2 protein-coding genes are annotated in these 1,398 nt (G+C 50.6%); both read right to left on the bottom strand.

What is annotated here, in order from left to right; all coding sequences use genetic code 11:
- A partial coding sequence (locus M3O22_01745; protein ID MDP9195485.1) for a cytochrome P450 occupies positions 1-804 on the bottom strand: 804 nt, incomplete at its 3' end.
- A partial coding sequence (locus M3O22_01740) for a GNAT family N-acetyltransferase (protein ID MDP9195484.1) occupies positions 788-1,398 on the bottom strand: 611 nt, incomplete at its 5' end. The genes M3O22_01740 and M3O22_01745, both read right to left, overlap by 17 nt.

Genomic DNA, 1,398 nt, shown 5'->3' with positions numbered 1-1,398 from the left:
GATCCAATCTGCCAAATGGGGATTTTCAGCAAGGGCATAGACAAGCCAGCACGCGGCAGTAGCTGTTGTTTCAAAACCAGCAATGAGCATTGTGATGGACTCATCCCGAAGAACATCAGCCCCATATATTCCAACCAGAGGCAGAACATCTTTCAGCAGTCCTTTTGGATTTCGGACCAATTCCGCAATGACGCCCTCAATGTCTGAAACAGCCTTCTGGTACTCTCTTTTCTCCCTGGTAGGGAAAAACATCGAGATATCCACAAGACTCATCATGGAATTTGTGAGGCGATGATGCGCTACGAGACACGCCTCATAAACCATTTCACTTGTGCGGATATCGAAACGCTCATGAAAAAGGGCGGCAGCTGCCATACGGATAGTCATTCGACCCAGAAGAGGTTTCAGGTCAATTTCCCTGTCTGTTTGACCAGCAAGGAGAGCGACTTCGTTCATCATGGTAGCAAGTGCCAGTTCCAGTCCTTTTGTCAGGTTTGCTGCCGTGAAAGTTGTCCGCATGGCGTTTCGGGCATCCTGCCAGCGGTCCCCGTTTGATGTTATGAGTCCCTCTCCCATGAGGGACCGCATCTTTTTCTGCTCGGCGCCCTTGGTATACCGCTCCCGCTTGTCCAGCAGGACATGCCGGATTCCGGATGGTCGCGAAATCAGTGTTGTGCATCGGCCACCGAGCTGGAAAACAACAGGTTTTTTCTGGCCAGCCGCAATTCTTTCAACAAACCCCAGCGGGTCTTTTGAGAATTCAGGCAGATCTCCAAGAAAACAGTTCTTAAGCGCGTTTAACATGAGACTTTCCCCTCAGGTTAAAGTCAGAAACTGCCTGCTGTTGCAGGGGAGAAGAGACGCGATTGGGAATAGGACAGGAAATTAGCGTGGTCTGTACCGGTTTGCCCTTTGCATATCCCATCACAACCGGTCCTGAAGTACGCTTGACAACCAAGCCGGCTGCCCGAAGGAACCTTTCGAAAGCAGGCTCTGTAACCCCAATCAGCTCTGTGGCCCCGATATTGCTGCCAAAGTCGACAAAGGCGTGCGCAAGCTGTTTTCCAAACTCCCAACGATCCTGATGATATGGATCAATGGCAAATCGGCTGATCTCCCAGACATTCTTGGAATGAGGTGGTGGCTCGCCTCTCAGAAGAATGGCAAAATATTTCTCCAGAAGATAAGGGGAGGTTGTTGGAAGAGCCCTCCAACCGCCGACAACAGATCCTGCCTCAACAAGCGCGCAGTGAATGGCCGAAGTATCGAATTCATCAAATTCGAGAAGATCTGTATGTGGGATGGTCCACCCTAGATACTCGCAGAAGACCCGGTATCTCAGGCGGCAAACCTGGGAAAAGAGCAACGGATTCTGCTCAGCCCGAAATAAAACAACAC

This window comes from Pseudomonadota bacterium, assembly GCA_030775045.1.
In the GTDB taxonomy this organism is placed as follows: domain Bacteria; phylum Pseudomonadota; class Alphaproteobacteria; order JALYJY01; family JALYJY01; genus JALYJY01.
The sequence above is the reverse complement of the archived record's forward strand: the minus strand, read 5'-3'. Positions and strand labels throughout refer to the sequence as shown.